General features: G+C 65.3%; 20 protein-coding genes. 16 read left to right on the top strand and 4 right to left on the bottom strand.

Translation table 11 applies throughout. From position 1 onward, the window contains the following. Positions 1 to 39 precede the first annotated feature (39 nt). The 4 genes from P2T60_RS01995 to P2T60_RS01980 all read left to right on the top strand — a co-directional run bounded on the left by P2T60_RS01995 (position 40) and on the right by P2T60_RS01980 (position 2711). Entirely contained in the window at positions 40 to 282 is a 243-nt protein-coding gene (locus P2T60_RS01995; RefSeq protein WP_276280885.1) for a PRC-barrel domain containing protein, read from the top strand. A gap of 460 nt (positions 283 to 742) precedes the next feature. Further along, positions 743 to 1864 (top strand): endonuclease/exonuclease/phosphatase family protein, encoded by a 1122-nt coding sequence (locus tag P2T60_RS01990; protein WP_276280884.1) that lies wholly within the window; start codon positions 743 to 745, stop codon positions 1862 to 1864. 71 nt (positions 1865 to 1935) lie between these two features. Next, entirely contained in the window at positions 1936 to 2184 is a 249-nt protein-coding gene (locus tag P2T60_RS01985; RefSeq protein WP_276280883.1) for a PRC-barrel domain containing protein, read from the top strand. An 83-nt stretch (positions 2185 to 2267) separates the two neighbouring features. After that, positions 2268 to 2711 carry a type II toxin-antitoxin system antitoxin SocA domain-containing protein gene (locus P2T60_RS01980; protein WP_276280882.1) on the top strand — a complete coding sequence of 148 codons (444 nt, stop codon included), beginning with the start codon at positions 2268 to 2270 and terminating at the stop codon, positions 2709 to 2711. Here P2T60_RS01980 and P2T60_RS01975 read toward each other — a convergent pair. The 3 genes from P2T60_RS01975 to dcd all read right to left on the bottom strand — a co-directional run bounded on the left by P2T60_RS01975 (position 2708) and on the right by dcd (position 5100). Further along, positions 2708 to 3499 carry a DUF6338 family protein gene (locus tag P2T60_RS01975; protein WP_276280881.1) on the bottom strand — a complete coding sequence of 264 codons (792 nt, stop codon included), beginning with the start codon at positions 3497 to 3499 and terminating at the stop codon, positions 2708 to 2710. The genes P2T60_RS01980 and P2T60_RS01975 overlap by 4 nt on opposite strands. A 99-nt stretch (positions 3500 to 3598) precedes the next feature. Then, complete coding sequence (locus P2T60_RS01970; protein WP_276280880.1) at positions 3599 to 4498, bottom strand: thiamine-phosphate synthase family protein; 900 nt, start codon at positions 4496 to 4498, stop codon at positions 3599 to 3601. Beyond that, positions 4495 to 5100, bottom strand: coding sequence for a dCTP deaminase (gene dcd / locus P2T60_RS01965; RefSeq protein ID WP_276280879.1), 606 nt, complete (start codon positions 5098 to 5100; stop codon positions 4495 to 4497). Before dcd ends, P2T60_RS01970 begins: the two co-directional genes overlap by 4 nt. A gap of 135 nt (positions 5101 to 5235) precedes the next feature. On the opposite strand from dcd, the gene pth2 reads away from it, so the two are divergent. The 12 genes from pth2 to P2T60_RS01905 all read left to right on the top strand — a co-directional run bounded on the left by pth2 (position 5236) and on the right by P2T60_RS01905 (position 16383). After that, entirely contained in the window at positions 5236 to 5574 is a 339-nt protein-coding gene (gene pth2 / locus P2T60_RS01960) for a peptidyl-tRNA hydrolase Pth2 (RefSeq protein WP_276280878.1), read from the top strand. A 316-nt stretch (positions 5575 to 5890) separates the two neighbouring features. Then, positions 5891 to 7219, top strand: coding sequence for a tRNA pseudouridine(13) synthase TruD (truD, locus tag P2T60_RS01955; RefSeq protein WP_276280877.1), 1329 nt, complete (start codon positions 5891 to 5893; stop codon positions 7217 to 7219). Between the two features lie 605 nt (positions 7220 to 7824). Next, positions 7825 to 8211: a zinc ribbon domain-containing protein gene (locus P2T60_RS01950; RefSeq protein ID WP_276280876.1), complete on the top strand. Its 387-nt coding sequence runs from the start codon at positions 7825 to 7827 to the stop codon at positions 8209 to 8211. Positions 8212 to 8273: 62 nt separating this feature from the next. Beyond that, entirely contained in the window at positions 8274 to 9002 is a 729-nt protein-coding gene (locus P2T60_RS01945; protein ID WP_276280875.1) for a DUF2103 domain-containing protein, read from the top strand. Between the two features lie 94 nt (positions 9003 to 9096). Continuing rightward, the gene (locus P2T60_RS01940) at positions 9097 to 9261 is read left to right on the top strand and encodes a DUF8015 family protein (protein WP_276280874.1); all 165 of its coding nucleotides are present in this window, start codon (positions 9097 to 9099) and stop codon (positions 9259 to 9261) included. 291 nt (positions 9262 to 9552) lie between these two features. Next, positions 9553 to 13506: a hypothetical protein gene (locus tag P2T60_RS01935; protein WP_276280873.1), complete on the top strand. Its 3954-nt coding sequence runs from the start codon at positions 9553 to 9555 to the stop codon at positions 13504 to 13506. A 59-nt stretch (positions 13507 to 13565) separates the two neighbouring features. Continuing rightward, positions 13566 to 13847, top strand: a complete 282-nt coding sequence (locus P2T60_RS01930; protein ID WP_276280872.1) for a 50S ribosomal protein L37ae — start codon at positions 13566 to 13568, stop codon at positions 13845 to 13847. After that, a complete protein-coding gene (locus tag P2T60_RS01925; protein WP_276280871.1) occupies positions 13844 to 13978 on the top strand; it encodes a DNA-directed RNA polymerase subunit P in 135 nt (44 codons plus the stop codon). The genes P2T60_RS01930 and P2T60_RS01925 overlap by 4 nt, the downstream gene beginning before the upstream one ends. A gap of 18 nt (positions 13979 to 13996) precedes the next feature. Continuing rightward, the gene (locus tag P2T60_RS01920) at positions 13997 to 14245 is read left to right on the top strand and encodes a KEOPS complex subunit Pcc1 (protein WP_276280870.1); all 249 of its coding nucleotides are present in this window, start codon (positions 13997 to 13999) and stop codon (positions 14243 to 14245) included. A 97-nt stretch (positions 14246 to 14342) separates the two neighbouring features. Next, positions 14343 to 14744, top strand: a complete 402-nt coding sequence (locus P2T60_RS01915; protein WP_276280869.1) for a prefoldin subunit beta — start codon at positions 14343 to 14345, stop codon at positions 14742 to 14744. Then, the gene (locus tag P2T60_RS01910) at positions 14745 to 14987 is read left to right on the top strand and encodes a DUF3194 domain-containing protein (RefSeq protein WP_276280868.1); all 243 of its coding nucleotides are present in this window, start codon (positions 14745 to 14747) and stop codon (positions 14985 to 14987) included. Positions 14988 to 15735: 748 nt separating this feature from the next. Next, positions 15736 to 16383 (top strand): helix-turn-helix domain-containing protein, encoded by a 648-nt coding sequence (locus P2T60_RS01905; protein ID WP_276280867.1) that lies wholly within the window; start codon positions 15736 to 15738, stop codon positions 16381 to 16383. 3 nt (positions 16384 to 16386) lie between these two features. Here the strand turns inward: P2T60_RS01905 and P2T60_RS01900 are convergent, their stop codons facing one another. Further along, positions 16387 to 17778 (bottom strand): FAD-binding oxidoreductase, encoded by a 1392-nt coding sequence (locus P2T60_RS01900; RefSeq protein WP_276280866.1) that lies wholly within the window; start codon positions 17776 to 17778, stop codon positions 16387 to 16389. Positions 17779 to 17781: the final 3 nt, after the last annotated feature.

The following is a 17781-nucleotide window of genomic DNA, read 5'->3' as shown; positions in this document are numbered from 1 at the left end:
CGACGCCGTGAAGACGCTGGACGGCGTACGACCGTCGCCATGACAGTCGCACTCACGGAGGACGAGGTAGACAAGAAAGTCGTAGACGGCGACGGGACCGACGTGGGAACGGTCGCCGAAGTCCGCCACGGCACGGCCCACGTCAGCGCCGACGAGGAGACTGTCGAACGGATGCAGGCCCGACTCCCGCAGGGCGGCACCGACGGAAACACCTACGCGGTCCACGACGAGAGCGTCGCCGAAATCACCGACGACCGAATCGTGTTGGACGCCCGGACGTAGGAAAATAGTTGTTAGATATGTATTTTTGTTTGGTAGAGTAGTATACTTATTTGTTAAAGCAGTATTTCGGTTTCTCTCACGGGACGGAGCGACGTATTCGGCGAACTCCGCCCCGGAGCGGAATCGGTGGACGGGACTTCGGAAACTGGAACGAGGGAGACTTAGAAAGCCCCCGCGCGCTCGGCTCCCGCGGCTCGGTGCGGTCCTCGGTCGTCACTGCGTTCCTCCCTGCGGTCCTTCCGTCGCCGGGGTTCGCCGAGCGCGCGGCCCCTTTATCCCGCCACGGCGGTTTATCGGCCGAGCGCGTCCCATCGGTTGGTCGGGCGGGCGCACGCCTCGGCGGACGATTGGCCGAGCGCATTCCGGTGGCTCGAACGGTCTGTCGCCGGACTTCCGCCGTCGTTCGACTCACCCGAACGCTTATCTTCCGGCGAGTCGCTCTGGATAGCGGTGTGACACGATGGGGGAGATACGCTTCGCGTGGTGGAACTTACAGAACTTCTTCGACACGGACGACGACCCAATATCGAAGGACTTCGAGTACACCGCCGAAGAGGGGTGGACCGAGGAACTGTACGACGCCAAGACCCGAAACCTCGCGGACGCGCTCTCGGCGACCCACGGCGGCGAGGGGCCGGAACTGCTCGCCGTCTGTGAAATCGAGAAGGACGCGGTTCTGCGCGACCTGTTGGACGAGATGGGGACCGACCACATGCAGGTCGTCACGGACCCCGAGACCCGCGTCCGACAGGAGCAACCGGCGCGGGGGTCCGACGAACTCCCGGCGACCAGCGACCTGCGGGGCATCGACGTGACGATGGCCTACGACGACCGGGTGCTGGAAGTCGTCTCGCAGGCCTCGCACGTCGTCCACCTGCGCTATCGGACCCGCGACATCTTCGAGGTGGTCTTCGAAGTCGTGGAGACCGGCGAGCGACTCGTCGTCGTCGCGGGTCACTGGCCCTCGCGGAGTCTCGGCAAGTACCGGACCGACCCGCTCCGGGCCGCAGTCGCCGAACACGTCGCCTACCTCGTGGAGGACCGCGTGAAGGTCCACCCGGCGCGCTACGAGGAGTTGCGCGAACAGGGCGACGACGAGGCGCTGGCGGCGGTCCGCGACCGGTGGGAGACGAACGTCCTCGTCGTCGGCGACTTCAACGACGAACCCGGCGACCGGAGCGTGACCGAACACCTCAAGGCCTCCAGCGAGCGCGACCGGGTGGTCGGCGAGACCAACGACATCGACGGGTTCAGGGACGAGACCGCCGACTACCGCGGGCAGGACGTGTTCCTCTACAACCCGATGTGGCGGTTCCTCCACGAGGAGAACGTCGGCACCTACTTCATCGACCGACTCCGAAGCGGCGAGAAGTTCGCCAATCGGTATCAGGTCTTGGACCAACTCGTCGCCAGCAGGGGGCTAATCGGCGGCGAGGGCCTCCGACTCGACCTCGACAGCGTGGAAATCGTCCGCGACGAGCAGGTCGCCACGTCGAGCGGTCGGCCCCGCCGGTTCGACAAGGACACCGGAAACGGCGTCTCCGACCACCTCCCCGTGACCGCCCGCCTGACGTTCGAGTGAGTCCGTCCGCGCGAGGGTCGGACCCCCGGTCGGGCCACAGCGGTCTTCCCCGCGCACCCCGAAACCGAGTCATGGAGTTCACCCGAGACGACGAGGGCGCGTCCGTGTTCGACGCCGACCGCGAGAAGATAGGCGTGGTCGTGGAGGTCCGGGACGGCGACGCCTACGTCGAACCCGAACCCAGTCTGGCAGAGGAACTCAAGGCGAAACTCGACTGGGGGAGCCACGAGGCCGACGACGACGCCTTCGCCCTCAAGTCCGACTGGATAGCCGAAATCGAGGACGGCGAGATTCTGCTGAAGAACCGACCGCAGGGGTAGACGAGCGACTGACATCACGGTACGTTCGAGTTCTGTCGTTGCATCGAAAGAATCGTATGGTCTGCGACACAATTACCTACTGAATGAACAAGAAGCTACTCCCGCTTTCTCTACTACGTGCGGCCGACGAGACCGCTATAGAAGGCATCACGCGGTTCCAGAAGCTCGTGTTTCTCGCACAGCGGGAGGAGTTGGACGAAGAGTTGTATCCGTTCAAGGCTGGAAAGTACGGTCCCTTCTCCAAGACCCTCTACGACGACATCGACCGCTTAGTCGAAGAGGGATTTATTACTCAATCCAGCAGAGAGACCTCCTCTTCTAGCGAGAATGAAAAACAGGTGTACATGCTCCAGACAGACGGTGAGGCGGCAGTCGAGAACGGTGTGACAGGCGAAAATGAACGTCTTTCACCAAAACAGTTCGAGGACTTCGTGGAGGAATATAACGATAGAGAGCTGTGGGACCTGCTCGAATACGTCTACGAAGAGTACCCGAGGATGGCAGAGAACAGTAAACTCGACATTTAATCAGATTCTGTTTGCTTACCGTCAGTGTCGTCGTCTGCGAACTCCTTTAATTCCGCTATTTCTTCCCCGGACACTTTCGCGTAGTTGTCGCTGAGAGTCCGTTGGTCGTCCATTTCTGCCTCACGTGCCTCTGCTTCGTCAGCGTTTTCGAGGCGGTCAAACTCAATGTGAGAGATACTCTGATTATGAACGTAGGCGTAGCCTGTCAAGTGATACTCTTCGGCGACTTCACCGTTCTCATCGTATCGTATACGTCGTAGTCCTTTGGGTGGGCTTTCGAGGATTATGTCTCGGCTGATTGCCGTTTCGCCTTCGTCTTCAACGCGACCGTAGAGTTCGTCGCCAGCGTTCGTTCGAATACGAACCGCGTAGCTCTCACCTTCACCACTGTTCTCGGCAATATCGAAGAACCGATGCCAGAGCGAACTGGAAGTGAACAGATTTCGGCCGAAGTCGCAACGACCGAGTACCCCGCCGACCGCTAGTGCGAAAGCCATGAGAACGGAGTAGTAGAAAATGGTGGAAGAAATCGTAGAGAGACGAGTCTGAACCTGTGTAGTCGATAGAGAAAATCGGGGAGAAAAGAAAAAGACTGGAAGAGAAAAAACAAAATAAATAATTATCATTGAAAAAAGGCTAACTCCGAAACTGAGCGCGACCGTATCGATTCTATTGAGCCAATCGCTTCGGTCCGCGATTTGAAGACCTAGTTTCACACCTGCTAGTCCCGGCAATAGAAACAAGATAATGGAGAGTAGTCCTGTTTTAGGAAAGATACCAATTGCCATCTCGTCAGGTTGTCTCTTCCATCAGCTATTCAATCTTCATATTTCAGCCAACCTCGGTGGATTCAACGAACGTCGGTCAGTGACGGTCGAAAAATCTCTTCAGAGCAGGCCCCGCGCCATCTTCGCGACCGACTCGGCGTCGTCGCCGAGCAGGTAGACGATGGGTTCGATGCCGTAGCCGCCGGTGTGATAGAGGACCGTCGCGTCCGGATTCTCGCGCAGGGCCGCGCCGACCACCGCGTCCAAGTCGTCGTACTCGGCGTCGAACTCGACCGCCGCGTAGCCAGCGTCCTCCAGTGCTGCCACGATGTCGGGGTCGTACCAGACGTTGAGCGCGGCGCGGGCGTCGGACCCGTTTCGCCGGGCCGCCAGCAGGATGGAGGCGACGTGTTCGCTCACGCCGAACTCGGGGTCCGAGGGGATGGTCGCCTGTCCCTTCACGTCGAAGATTCGGCCGGGCACGCCAGCCACGTCGTCGATGCCGTCGGCGTCGGGCGTACACTCACAGAGGTTCGACCCCACCGCCGGGATGAGCGAGGCGAACCCGCTGGCGCTCTCGACGATGGTCAACCCGCGGCGGAGCGACGACCGGACGCGCTCGGTCGTCCGCAGGTCGCCTTCGGGGTCGTGGACGTTGAAGTCGCCGCCGTGACCCGCGAGTTCGGGCATCTGGGCCTCGTGAATCTCGGCCACGAGGTCCCGGTCTTCGAGTCGCCGAATCAGAATCTCGATTTCCACGAGGGCTTCGACCCGGCTCATGGTCCCCTCGGCCAGTCCCTCGCCGAGGCGGGCGACGAGGTTCTTCACGCGGTCGTCTTCGAGGAATCGGTCGTTTCGCTCTACTTCGCCGTTGGCGTACTTCGACACCGCGCTTTGGCTGATGCCCAGCAGGTCGGCCACCTCGCTCTGGGTCAGGCCCCGGTCGCGCAGGTCCTCGGCCAACATCGACCGGACCGTGGGGAGAAACTCCTCCACGACGATTTCCTCGGCGAACCTCATCGGTCGCTACCCGCCTTCTGGTCGCCGCCGAACTCGTGGTCGCTCTGGATGCGGGAGGCCTGCGGCCCGGACTGGCCCTGATACTTCGACCCGCGCTCTTCGCCGTAGGGTCGCTCGGCGGGCGTGGTCAACTCGGTGAACGTCAACTGGGAGACCCGCATCCCCGGTTCGAGCGCGACCGGCGCGGTCCCGAGGTTCGACAGTTCGAGCGTGATTTGGCCCTCGTAGCCGGGGTCGCAGAGACCCGCGGTGGCGTGGACCACGACCGCGAGTCGGCCGAGCGACGACCGGCCTTCGACGTGGGCGATGAGGTCGGCCGGAATCTCGACGCGCTCCTTCGTGGTCCCCAGCACGAAGTCGCCGGGGTGGAGGATGAAGTCGTCGCCCTCCTCGACGACCGTCTCGGTGACGTACTCCGAGACTTCCTGCTCGCTGGTGGGATGTATGCAGGGGATGTTGGTGCGCTGGAACTCCAGAAACTCCCGGCCGAGGCGGAGGTCGACGCTCGCGGGTTGAATCTGGAGGTCGAGGTCGTCCAGCGGTTCGACCACGAGGTCACCGGTCTCCATCCGGTCTAGGATGTCGGCGTCCGAAAGTATCATACTCGTAGCAGAGGTGTGAGGGGGGTAAAGCGTGGCGGTCCGGATTTGGCGAGGCGAGTCGGGCGGGTCGGTTCGACGGGGGTCGAGTCCCCGGCTATCATCAGGTCTATACACCGCCCACCCGGAGTGCGTGCCATGAAACAGACCATCGTCGCTCGCTCCGACCTCGGCATGGGACAGGGAAAACTCGCGGCACAGGTCGCTCACGCCTCGCTGTCGGCCTACGAGGAGACCGGCACGAAGGCCCGCAAGCGATGGAAGGGCGAGGGCCAGAAGAAAGTCGTCGTGAAGGGCAACGGCGAGAGCCAACTGTTCGAACTCGCGGAGAAGGCCCGCACGGAGGGCATCCCCCACGCCATCGTCCGGGACGCGGGCCACACCCAACTCGACCCCGGCACCGTGACGGCGCTGGCGGTCGGTCCGGCCGACGACGACCTCGTGGACAAGGTGACGGGCGACCTCTCGCTGTACTGACTCGGCCGACGGTCCGGATGACCGTCGGAGACGGTCGCCGACTCGCTCCAGTACTTATCCGATGATTTGGGCATATCGTCGTCCCAGAGCAACCGAACGAACGAGTACGCGAGAGCGAACGCAACGGAAACGGCAACTGCCAACGGTATCGGGTTCATGTGATAGCAGTCTTAGTTCATCCTGAAACAACTATCGGTCGGGGAGAACGCCGGACTAGCAGTTCGGTAGCTTCGACTCCGACTCGACTCGCAACATCTCGATACCCTCCCGTCGCAGGAAGTCAGATACAAGCGCGCCGACGACCAAGCACCGACGAATGCGCGAGGCGTATCCAGTCGAGCGGGCGGTCGGCATCGAACACTTCGTCAGCGACAGCGACGGCACCGGTGGCCGACTCCGGGCCTCGCCCGAAGACTTCCGGGTCCGGGAGGTAGAGCGGTTCGACGCCGAACCAGCCGACGCCGACACCGGAGCCTACCCCCACCTCGTGGTCCGGGCGACCCTCCGGGAGTGGGACACCAACGACTTCGCCAAGCGACTGTCCGACGCGCTGGGAATCAGCCGCGAGCGAGTCTCGTGGGCCGGGACCAAGGACAAGTACGCGGTCACGACCCAGTTGTTCACCCTCCGGAAGATAGACGAGTCGGACCTCGCGGACGTGTCCATCTACGACGCCGACATCGAGGTGGTGGGTCGGGCCGGGCGCGGACTGGAGTTCGGCGATTTGGCTGGCAACGAGTTCGAGATTGGGGTCAGCGACCCCGAGCGACCCGAGAACGCCGGAGAGATTCGTGACGAACTCCGAGTGTGGGCCGGTGGGTCGGTCGGCGTGCCCAACTTCTTCGGCCAGCAACGGTTCGGGAGTCGGCGACCCGTCACCCACGAAGTCGGCCTCAGCGTCGTCCGCGGCGAGTGGGAGGAGGCGGTCCGGGCCTACGTCGCCAACCCCTACGAGACCGAACCCGAGGGGAGCCAGCAGGCCCGCCGCGAGGTGGCCGACGCCTTCGAAGCGCGCGACTGGCAGGCCGCGCTGGACGCCACGCCGCGGCGACTCGGGTTCGAGCGCGCGATGCTCAACTCGCTGGTCGAGTCGGGCGGCGACGGTCCCGAGGACTTCCGGACCGCGCTGGAAGCGGTCCCCTCGAACCTCCAGCGGTTGTTCGTCAACGCCGCCCAGTCGTACGCCTTCAACCGCATCCTGAGCGAGCGACTGGCGCGCGGCCTGCCGTTCGACCGACCGGTGGCGGGCGACGTGGCGTGTTTCGCCGACGCGGTGGACGGCGTGACCCTGCCGGACCCCGACCGCGAACAGCGCGTGACCGAGCGCCGGGTGGAGACCGTCGCGCGCCACTGCGAGCGCGGCCGGGCGTTCGTGACCGCGCCGCTCGTGGGGACCGAGACGGAGCTAGGAGAGGGCGAACCGGGCAAAATCGAGCGCGAGGTGCTGGAGGAGTTGGACCTCGAACCCGCGGACTTCGACTTGCCGGGCGAGTTCCACTCGACGGGCACCCGGCGGGCGATTCTGGTGCGGACGGACCTCGACATCGAACAGGACCCGCTGACGTTCGACTTCGCGCTCCCGAAGGGGTCGTACGCGACGGTCCTTCTCCGGGAGTTCCTGAAGACCGACCCCGCCGACGAGTGAGTCGGTGTCGGGGTGTCCGGGTTCGGCTATCGGTCGGGGCGTCGTCAGGTTGAAGCGGGCGAGCGACGGAATCGAGTCGAGGCAGGTGTGCGACGGAATCGAGTCGAGGCAGGTGTGCGACGGAATCGAGTCGAGGCAGGTGTGCGACGGAATCGAGTCGAGGCAGGTGTGCGACGGAATCGAGTCGAGGCAGGCGAGTGAACTATCGCCGATGGAACTGACCCGTGACACCGAGCGCGACCGTGTGGAAAGGATACCGGGCGCGACTGTGCGAATGATTCGTCTCCGGCGCGCGCGAGCAACGCGCGCGAGGGACGACCGAGCGAAGCGAGGGAGTCGGTTGGGGAGGGTGTGGCCCGCGGTAGCGGTTGCGGTTCTCATTGGTTCAAGCCTGAAGCTAGACGTTTCGAGTCGTCTTCTTCCGGTCGCAGTGGTGGTGCTGTGCGGTCGCGGTGTCGAACGACGAGCCGTCCGGAGGACACTTCTACAATTTTCTAGGAAACAAAAATATTTGCAAAGCAATCATCTACATTGCTAAACGGGTCTGTTTTCCCGCCGCGAACGGGCCTCAAACCATATCCCGGAAGCCGTCGTATCCCGTCGAGATGAGTTACGCCAACAGAAGCGAGAGCCTCCAGCGTCAAATTGACGACGCCATCGCCGACGGGTGGCGAATTGAGTCCGAGACGCCCGAGCGGGTCGTCCTCGTCAAGCGAAACGTCGGAAGCCTCGGCGTCCACCTGATTCTGGCGCTCCTGACCGGATGGTGGTCGTTCGGTCTCGTCAACCTCGTCTACGGCGGGTACAAGTACCTCAACGACTCCCAGCGGCGGGTCGTCCGCGAGGGCACCGCCTGTCCGGAGTGCGGCGCGTCGGTCGCCGCGGACGCGAGTTACTGCCAGCACTGCGGCACCGACCTCGGCGCGGCGGGGACCGAGACCACGACGACGAGCGAGTCGGCGGCCACGACCGACGCCGAGACCGAACGGTGAGCCGAACTCCGTCGTCGGTCGAAAGCGCGGGACCTAAATTCACACCCGAGTTACCTCCGGCCATGGACTGTCGGCAGTGTGCGTCCCCGCTCGAACGACCGGGCGACTACTGTCTGGTCTGTCGGACGCCCAACGCCGACGCCGTGGTGCTGGAACTCGACCGCGACCGGGCGACCCTGACGATGCTCGACGACGAGGAGGTCGTCGGCGAGACTCACGTCACCACGACGCCCGAGGACGGCGGCGAGGAGGGCGTGGTCGAACTCCGAAACTTCGCGGGGCGGGTCGCCGACGAGGTGCGGCGCAAGCGCCCCGAGGAGGTGTACGCCGCGGGCGACCGGGACGTGCTTCGGGCGACCCGCGACCAACTCCACTACTCGTTCTATCGAATCGGCGACGGAGGAGACGACGGTCCCGTCGAGGCCGTCCTCGCGCGCCGGGGCGACCGGGCGCTGGAGGTCGTAGAGACCGCGCCCGCCGAGAAACTCGGCGGAAGCCACTCGACGCTCATCGGCGACCGGGCGGGCAGGACGGCCATTCAGACCGTCGCGGGCCACCCGCACGTCAAGAAAATCATCCCCGGCCCTATCGACGCTGGTGGGTCGGGCAGTCGGACCGGCGTGCGGGCGAAGGCGACCCGCGCCGACGAGAACGGCAACGTCCGACTGCTCCTCCGGGACGGGTCCAGCGTGCAGGAGAATCGGGTGGTCACGACCGCGATGGACCGCGAACGCGGCGAGCGAGTCCGTGCGGACCTCAACGACGCGCTGGCCGAGGCCGGACTCCAGTAGCGGTACGACGGACGTACTCGCCGAAATCGGGCGACGACCGGTCGGACTCGAAGCCCCAAGCTTCTTGGGGATGGTAATTATATCTAATTACACGATGATTAGCCACTACGACGCGGTTCTCGCGCTCATCCCGCTACTCTCCGGGGGAGGGTATCTGGTCGGTCAACTCACCGGCTTGCCGGGCGCAATCGCGGGTATGATGGCCTCGCTCGCGGTCATCGGCCACGAGTTGTTCAACCCGCCGGTCGACGAGTCCTGAACGCAGTCGTTTCGACGGGGTTGTGGTCGTTGCGTCCGCTCGACGGGGGTACGACAGCCAACTTTCACGATTGGTCCGACGAACCACTCGCCGACGGGTCAACGGGCCGAGAGTAATCGAACTAAATCGGGGGTGTGGCGGATGGTTCCAGTTTCGAGCGTGCGAACGTTGGTCGCACGCGGTAGTCATCATTCTATTTATTGGTCGGCGAAACGGAACGATTCGACGGAAAACGGTCCTGAACCGACTCGCTCACTTTTCGTCTCGGGCGGCTTGCATCCGACGATACGCATGAGTTCCGAGAGGCCCGACCCGCGGAGAAAGCAAACAGTACTTGCCCTCGTGATGTGTCTGGTCGTCAGTACCGCACCTGCGCTTGCGGTCAGTGACGCCGGAGGCGGCGCTGTCGCCGCCTCCGGCGTGTCCGACGCGCGAGCGACGGCGACCCACGCGATGGACTCCATCGACGCCGAGTCCCTGCCGAGCGTCGAGAGCCTTCCCGACGTGACGGGCGAGGCGAACGTCACCGACGCACCGGCCGTCACCTTCGGTCCGGCGGCCCAACAGTTACCCGACGAGAAGCGAGAGGCGATTCGGCGCGGTCTTCGAGAGGCCGCCGCACTCGCCCGACAGCAGGGGGCAGAGACGACGCCTCGGCAGGTCGGGGCCGCGCGGAGCGGTGCGGTGTCGGGCGTCACGCAGAATCAGGACGCGTCGGTTGACCAGATACAGGCGGCGGTAAAGGGGTCCGCGCTGGGTGCGCTGATACAGAGTCAGGCCGCCGACGTGAACCAGCAACAAGTCGCGGCGGGCGTCTCCGGTGCCACCAAAGGGGCGCTCAACCAGCGCCAAGACGCCACCGTCGAGCAGTTGCAGGCCGCCGGATACGGCGCGAGTCACGGCGCAGTCGCCCAAGGGCAGAAGGCCGACGTGACCCAGATACAGAAGGCCGCCGAGGGCGCGGCGGCGGGTGCGGTCGGTGGGGCCAAGAAGAAGCGAATCGACCGCCCCGAGAAGATACGCGAGGCCGCCCAAGGCGGCGCGTACGGGTCGCTCGACGTTGGAAAACACGCTATCGGCGACAAGAAAAAGTACGCCGCGCTCGGGGCCGCCAAGGGAGCCATCGAGCAGAGTCAGGTGGCGAACGTCAAGCAGGTACAGGTGGCGGCGCTCGGGGGGAGCGTCGGCGCGATAGCCCAGAGCCAGAAAGCCAACGTCAAGCAGGTGCAGGCCGCCGGGTACGGGGCCGCCAAGGGCGCGGTGTCCCAGAGCCAGACGGCCAACGTGGACCAGCAACAGGTCGCCGCCCAAGCCGCCGCGAAAGGGTCGCTCTCCCAATCGCAGGTGGCGAACGTCAAGCAGATTCAGTACGCCGCGGAAGGCGCGTGCAAGGGCGCACTCACCTACTGTCCGGCCTGTGCGGGGACGACGATACAGATTAGCACTGTCAACATCGTCCAGATTCAGATTGCCGTCCAGTTGACCGCGGCCGTGACCGCGAAGGAAGCCGCGCGCAAGCGGACGACCAATCCCCACGAAATCCTCCAGCAGGGTCGCATCGGCGCGAAGAAGCGGGTCGCGGTCCTCGACCCGGACAACGACGCCTACCGGGACCGCGACGGCGACGGCGACGGACTCCTCGACGACCAAGAGGAACAACTCGGGACCGACCCGAACGACGCAGACACCGACGACGACGGCTTGACCGACGGCGACGAGGTGTTCGTCTACGATACCGACCCGCAGAACGCCGATACCGACGACGACGGACTCCGGGACGGCCCGGAAGTCGATACGTGGGAGACTGACCCGACTGACCCCGACACCGACGGCGACGGTCTCGCCGACGGCGAAGAAGTCGAACAGGGGAGCGACCCCCTCGACGCCAACGACCCAGAGGAGACCGATACCGACGGCGACGGCCTGACCGACGACCGCGAGCAGGAACTGGGAACGGACCCGCAAAACCCCGATACCGACGGCGACGGGTTGCAAGACGGCCCGGAAGCCGACGAGTTCGGCACGGACCCGACTGACCCCGACACCGACGACGACGGCCTGAGCGACTCCGAGGAGATAGACCAGTACAACACGGACCCGACTGACTCCGACACCGACGACGACGGCATCCCCGACGGCGAGGAGGTCCAACAGGGGAGCGACCCCCTCGACGCCAGCGACCCCGAGTCGGCCGACACCGACGGTGACGGTCTCGCCGACACCGAAGAGGAGCAACTCGGCACCGACCCCGAGAGCCCCGACACCGACGGCGACGAAGTGAACGACTTCGAAGAAGTGGACACCTACGGGACCGACCCGACCGCGGACGACACCGACGGCGACGGCATCCCCGACGGCGAAGAAATCGCACAGGCGACCGACCCCCTCGACGCCAACGACCCCGAGCAGACCGACACCGACGACGACGGACTCACCGACTCCCGAGAGGCGGACCTCGGAACCGACCCGAACGACCCCGACTCCGACGACGACGGCTACTTCGACGGCGAAGAGGTCGCACAGGGGAGCGACCCCTTGGACCCGGACGACCCCGGTCTCACGGCGGTGCAACCGGTGACGACGACCGAAGCGACGACTATCGCTGAAGCCACGACGACCGCGCCGGAACTGACGACGGTCACGACGACCGAGGGAACCGGCACGGCGACGACCACCGCGCCAGAAGTAACGGCGACGACCACCGCGCCAGAAGTAACGACCATCGAAGCGACGACCACGACGACCGAGGAGACGACTACGACGACCGAAGCGACGACTACAACGACCGAAGCGACGACTACGACGACCGCACGAGCAACTACGACGACCGAAGCGACGACTACGACGACCGAAGCGGCGACCACGACCGCAGAACCGACGACCACGACCGGCACGGCGGCCGACACCGATGGCGACGGCCTGACTGACGCACGCGAACAGCAACTGGGCACCGACCCGACCGACCCCGACACCGACGGCGACGGTCTCGCCGACGGGTTCGAGGTCGTAGAAATCACGGAGTTCGGGTTGACACCGACCGACCCGCTGAACCCAGACACCGACGGCGACGGCCTGTCGGACGGCGAGGAACTGCTCGAAGAACCGCTGAGCGACCCGTCGGACCCGGATAGCGACGACGACGGCGTACCGGACGACGAGGAAGTCGCGGGCGGAAGTGACCCCCTCGACCCACAGAGTACGCCGGGTGCGGACGAAGTGGAGACGGCGACCGAAGACGGCGAAACCGCCACGGCCGACAGCGACCGACTCGACGCCGACGGGGAGGCCGACACCGACGGCGACGGCCTGTCGGACGCCCGCGAGCGAGAACTCGGGACCGACCCGCAGAACGCCGATACCGACGGCGACGGTCTCACGGACTTCACCGAACTCGTCGAGTTGCCCGAACTGGGTCTCGACCCGACCGACCCGCTGAACCCCGACACCGACGGCGACGGTCGGTCCGATGGCGAGGAACTGCTCGAAGAGCCACTGAGCGACCCGACGAACCCGGATTCGGACGGTGACGGGTTCATCGACGGCGACGAGACCGCCGCGGGAACTGACCCCTTGGACCCCGAGAGTACGCCCGTCAGCGACGGTGTTGGGACCACGACCGAACGCCCGACGACGACCACCGACGCCACGACGGACTCGGACGGCGACGGACTCGTGGACGCCCGCGAGCGAGAACTCGGGACCGACCCGACCGTCGCCGACACCGACGGCGACGGACTCCGGGACGGCGACGAGGTGGACGCGCTCGGGACCGACCCACTGAACCCCGACACAGACGACGACGGCGTGACCGACGGACAGGAAGCGACGGAGTTCGGCACGGACCCGACCGAAGCAGACACCGACGGTGACGGTCTCACCGACGGCGAAGAGTTGCTGAGCGTCGGCACGGACCCGACCAGCGCCGACACCGACGGCGACGGTCTGGGTGACGGCGAGGAAGTCGCCGAGGTCGGAACCGACCCGTTCACCCTCGACACCGACGGCGACGGTCTAAGTGACGGCGAAGAAGTCCTCGACGTGGGGACCGACCCGACCGTCGCCGACACCGACGGCGACGGCATCCCCGACGGACAGGAACTTCAGTTGGGGACTGACCCGCTGAACCCGGACACGGACGGCGACGGTCTCGCCGACGGCGAAGACCCCGCTCCGACCGACCCGAGCGTCCCCGGTGGAACCGACGACGGACCGGACGGAGGTGAGACGACGACCGTGAACGGTTGACCCGCGAACGACGCTAACTCAAAGGCTTTATCAGCGACCCGGAGTAAATTCGCAGTACTATGGCCGAAGACACCCAAAGTCGAACCGGCAGTGCCGGTCGGTTCGGGGCACGGTACGGGCGAGTCGCCCGCAAGCGCGTCGCCGACATCGAGCGAGACATGAACGCAGACCACGCATGTCCCGAGTGCGGAACCGACGACGTGGACCGGCAGGGAACCGGAATTTGGCAGTGCGACAGTTGCGGCTACAAGTACGCTGGCGGCACCTACCGCCCCGAGACGCCCGCCGGTCGCACGGTCAAACGCTCCATCCGGGCCGCCCTCGGCGAAGACGAAGAATGAGCTACAAGTGTTCGCGGTGTAAGCGCGACGTGGAACTCGACGAGTACGGTGGCGTCCGGTGCCCCTACTGCGGGCACCGCGTCCTCCTGAAGGAGCGAAGCCGCGACGTGAAGGAAGTAGACGTACACTAACGACTCCCTCGTTTTCTCATGGGCGACTCTCACGACACAGTTCTCCAGTTCAGATATGAGTCGCCCGCGCGTGCCCGCGTGGTCGCCCGCGCAGTCGCCCAAGAGGTCGGCGAAATCGACGGCGACCGGTCGTCGGCCACCGTCGAACGCGACGGCGAATCGGTCGTCGTCCGCGTCGTCGCCGAGGACCTCGTTGCGCTCCGAGCGGGGTGCAACACGTGGGGGTCGCTGGTGGAAGTCGCGGAGCGAACGTCCGGGCTAGTCTGACCGATTCGGAGCGCTCGCTCCGCATCGTTCCACCGCCGTCGGCGCGACGGAAAACTGAAAGCGGGGGTTTTTCTGTCCGGGCCGCATCCCCGTAGGTATGCAGGGTAATCTGCCACCGGAAGCACAAGAGAAACTCGAAGAGCTACAGGACCTTCAGGAGACCGCCCAACAGGTCGCCATGCAGAAAAATCAGGCCGAGACCCAGCTCAACGAGGCCCAGACCGCCCTCGACGAACTCGAGGACATCGACGAGGACACCACGATGTACCGCGAAGTCGGCGAACTGCTCGTCAAGACCGGCTTCGACGAGGCCCAAGACGACCTCGACGAGAAGGTCGATAGCCTCGAAATCCGCGTCGAGACCCTCGAAAAGCAGGAAGAGCGCGTACAGGAGCAGTTCGAGAGCCTCCAGTCGGAACTTCAGAACATGCTCGGCGGCGGTGGCGGTCCCGGCGGTCCGCAGGGTCCGGGCATGGGCGGCGGTCCCGGCGGCGCATAGATGCCGAGCGACGACGAAGTCGTCCAGACGGCCGCGGAGGCCGCCGAAGGCCTGATACTGTCTCGCCTGTCGAACTCGGCGGTCAAGGACCTCGACGTGACCGTCTCGTTCGAGGACGGTATCCTCGAAGTGGACGTGTACCTCAACGCGCCCGAGGCCGACGACGAAGACCAAATCGCCGACGACGCCGCGCTCGCGGCGCGGTCGGCCGTAGACGAACTCTTCGCCGAAGTCGAGGACTGACTTCGTTCTCGCCGTTCGGTCTCCCATTTCTCGAAGCCTCGCCGGTACTACAGCATCAATATTATTGCTCTAACGTGGATTTGTGGTTGTCTAACAATTGTAGAGATTGCTTCGGCCGACGTTCCGCTCCGGTCGGCCCGACCGGCACAGTCGTCGGGGAAGTCGTCGTGACGCATGTCCAGCTTCGTACTGCAACTGCCACAACTACAACGACGAACGCCTCGAAAGCCCCCGCCCGCGGTCACGCGAGCGGTGCGCGGCGCGGAGCGCCGCGACTGCGAACGGTGCAACCGTGAGCAAAGCGAGTGTGACCTCGGAAGATGCGGTTTGTCTTCCGGCGGTCGTGGTTCGAGCGCGACGCGCTCGTCATCTCGAAAACCTCCGATTTTCGGTGACTCCGCGGGATATTCTCGCTCGCTCCGCTCGCTCGAATAGTGACCCGCGGAGACGACCACGGTAAACGCGAGCGGGCGGCCCCTTTATCCGCCCCTGTCGATTGGTCGGCCGGGCGCATCCTCGTGGTCCGTCCCACCGAGTGCATCCTCGTGGTTCGGTCTGCCGAGCGTTCGCTATCGGCCCGCCGTCTATCGAACTCAGCGGACACCACAAGACCTATCAGAGACCCCGAACTGCGATGAAACACCGCGGGTAGGGGTACCTTGCGGCGTTCTTTCGACGTTCCTCGACAGTCGAATCGCCGTTCGGCGAAAGCGAGAAATTAATGCGTTCCGCGACGGAGAACGTACCGATGAGCGTCTTGACTGGGTTCACCGTTCCGGGGGAGGACTTCTTACTGGGGTGGACGCTCGAAAGCACCCCCGAGATGCGCATCGAAATCGAACGGGTCGCCGTCGAGGACGAGAACGTGACGCCGTACTTCTGGGCCGCGGGCGGCGACTTCGAGCGGTTCGAGAACGCACTCTCGGACGACCCGACGGTCGAAGAGACCGTCACCATCGAAGACCACGACGACCAGCGACTGTATCAGGTCGCGTGGAAGCGCAACACCGAGGGCATCGTCTACGCCGTCTCCGAGGCCGACGCGACGATTCTTCAGGCCACCGGCGAGGGGACCGACTGGTCGGTCGAGTTGCTCTTCCCCGACGACGAGACCGTCTCGGAGTTTCAGGACTACGCCGCGGCCCACGACCTGTCGTTCGACCTCCGGTGGTTCCACCAGTCGGCCCACCCCGAGGCGTTCGGCAAGTTCGAGGTCACCGACGAACAGCGAGAAGCGCTCGTGACCGCCTACCGGGAGGGCTACTTCGAGGTGCCCGGCGAGGTGTCGCTCGGGGAGTTGGCCGACGAACTCGGTATCTCGAAGAACGCGGCGTCGGCCCGTCTCCACCGTGGCTACGCCAACCTCGTGGAGAACACCCTGATTCACGACGAGTGAGCGTCAGCGAGGACCGACGTTCTGATGGCCCCGGAAGACGTTCTCGGGGTCGTAGGTCTCTTTCACGTCGGCGAGTCGGCCGTAGCTCTCGCCGTAGGCGACTTCGGCGGCGTCCTCGCCCATGCCGGGGAAGTTGACGTACTGTCCTCGCACGGCGTCGAGTTCCCGCACGTCCTCGACGCACTCGCGCGCCCACCGGACGTTGGTCTCGGTCTCGCGCGGGTCGTCCCAGTTGGCCTCGTAGTTGAGGAGGTAGGCGGCGTCTCGGTTCGGAAACGCCGTCTCGTCCTCGCCGACTTCGGCTATCGCGCCGCCCAACTGCCAGAAGTCGATGGTCGTGAGTTTCGAGGGGCAGGTCTCGGCGTGGCCGAGAACGCGGTCCAGCACGTCGTCGGTGAGTTCGTCGAGGTAGACTGACTTCCAGTAGTAGTACCGGCCGTGAGGGTAGTCGGCGTCGAGCATCGTCTGGAGTTCCGCGTAGGCCATCCGCCCGCTGAAATCCGCCAGCGGGTCGGCCAACTCCCGGACGGGCCGAAGCGCGTCCTCGCCCTCCTCGGGGTCCCCGGCGTAGCACCCGAGAACCACGACCGTAGGGTCGCCCCACGACGACTCCGGAAAGTCCGCCTCGTCGGGCACCCACGCGTAGAACGGGAGCGCGCTGACCTCCCGCGGCGCGTCGGCGGCGTACTCCCGGAACGCGGCGAACACCTCGCGGGCCTCGTCGCCGCGGTACCAGACGAACGCAGTCTCGACTTCCGGACCCACCGGGTGGCAGTCGAACTCGAAGGAGGTGACGACGCCGAAGTTGCCGCCGCCGCCCCGGAGCGCCCAGAACAGGTCGGCGTTTCGCTCGGCGCTGGCGACCACGAGGTCCCCGTCGGCGGTCACCACGTCGGCCGACCGGAGACTGTCACAGGACGCGCCGTACGCCCGCCGCAAGTGGCCGAGACCGCCGCCCAACGTGAGTCCGGCGACTCCGGTGTCCGAGACCACGCCGCCGGGGACCGCGAGACCGAACTGCTGGGTCTCCCGGTCCACGTCGGCCCACTGTGCGCCGCCGCCGACCCTGACACGGCGTTCGTCTGGGTCCACCCGAACGTCGTCCATCGCCGAGAGGTCCACGACCAGACCCCCGTCTACGACCGCGTTTCCGGCCACGCCGTGGCCGCCGCCCCGGACCGTGACGGGAACGCCTCGCTCGCGGGCGAACGCGACGGCCGCGCGCACGTCCGCGGCCCCGGTGCAGTAGGCGACCAGCGCCGGTCGCGCGTTTATCATGCCGTTCCAGACTCGCCGGGCCTGTTCGTACTCGTCGTCGCCGGGCGCGACCAGTTCGCCCGCGAAGTCGGCCGCGAGCGCCGAGACTCCCTCTTCGGAAAGTGCGTGTACTGTCATCTC

Source organism: Halorussus caseinilyticus (assembly GCF_029338395.1).
In the GTDB taxonomy this organism is placed as follows: Archaea; Halobacteriota; Halobacteria; order Halobacteriales; family Haladaptataceae; genus Halorussus; species Halorussus caseinilyticus.
Note: the sequence above shows the minus strand (reverse complement) of the source record. Positions and strands in the feature narration are given on the sequence as shown.